This is a genomic window from Campylobacter sp. S4:11 (genome assembly GCF_024723695.1).
Classification (GTDB): domain Bacteria; phylum Campylobacterota; class Campylobacteria; order Campylobacterales; family Campylobacteraceae; genus Campylobacter_D; species Campylobacter_D jejuni_C.
On record NZ_JANQDC010000054.1, the window covers coordinates 1 to 1499 of the forward strand.

The following is a 1499-nucleotide window of genomic DNA, read 5'->3' on the forward strand; positions in this document are numbered from 1 at the left end:
TGAATACAAATGATTTTGATTTATCAAGCATCCTAGCTTATCTTAGTGGAACCTTAGGATTAAGAAGCTATTTATATGATAGTAAAGTTTTTAGTCACTGTGATTACTATACAATATTTCAAGATAATATAAACAAAATAGATCATGATTTAGAACAAATTTTAAATCTTTTATACAGTGCTTTAGGATTTAATATTGATAGATATTTTGATATCATGCAAAAATATATTCTAAATATACCCAAAATGATTGCTCATCCTCCTTTGAAAAATTTAATCCAACAAAGAAAAAAGAAAAATACTAATGCCATTATCGTTGCAAGCGGACCTAGTCTTATAAAACAACTTCCTTTGTTAAAAGAGAATGCAGATAAAGCAACTATCATTTGTGTTGATGGAAGTTACCCCATACTTGCACAACATGATATAAAACCTGACTATGTTGTATGTTTAGAACAAAATGATTTATCTAGTGAATTTTTTAATAATAATTTTGGAAGTTTTGATAAAAATATTTTGTTTGTAATCTCAGATTCAGCACATGTTAAAACTCTGCAATATCTTGAATCCAACAATAGAAACTATATACTTATTTCAAAAAATACACTTTTACATAAAAATTTTTTACACCTGCAAGATTTTGGAACTCTTGGGGGATTAAATGTATCAACTATGGCATATAGCCTAGCATTAAAACTTGAACACAAAAACATTATACTCATAGGGCAAGATTTAGCTTATGATAAGAATTTAAATTCCCATCCAAAAGAATTTTTACACGGTAGTAATCTAGACACAAATCGCTATGAGATAGTAAAAACTACAGCCTACGGTGGCAATGGTGAAGTTTATACTCATGGGGCTTGGAATACTTATAGGCAAAATTTTGAATTTCTTATACAAGAAGCTTTAAAAAAAGGCGTTATTACGTTCAATTGCACAGAAGGTGGCTCAAGAATCAACTATGCTAAAGAAGAAACTTTTGCAACTATTTGCAAAAGTTTACTTTTAGAAAAAAAACAAACTCTTTTTGAGCCTTTATGTTGTCTAAACACACAAGAGCAACTTAATCTTGCAAAAAACACATATGATTCCTTGCTTAAAATCATATCACTAGCCAATCAAAAAACCACGCAATGTAAAGAGATTTTAAAACCTATTTTAAAACTCATAAAGCAAACAAGCCATCAAATTGATCTTGAAAAAATAGATTTTAAAAAATTATTAAGCATCAATGAAAACATACATAAAATTAAAGAATTTTTAGAAGATGATGATATGCTTATTTTTAACGAAGCACTAACAAGCGCACTAGCTTCTAAAGAAGTTACATTGGCTAAAATTTCAATGATGAGTGCTCACACACAAGAAGAAAAGAAAATTCGTATGGTTATGTGGGTAATTAAACATGAAGAATGGTTAACAACAGTTATTGATACCTTGGAAAAACAGACTAAAACTATGAGTGACTCTTTAATAAATCTAAAAAAATTTATAGAA

The 1499-nt window shown here is 28.4% G+C and carries 1 protein-coding gene; it reads left to right on the forward strand.

Translation table 11 applies throughout. The features are described from left to right. The coding region (locus tag CAMP5053_RS08080) for a motility associated factor glycosyltransferase family protein (protein ID WP_337217631.1) at positions 1–1499 on the forward strand (1499 nt) is incomplete at both ends.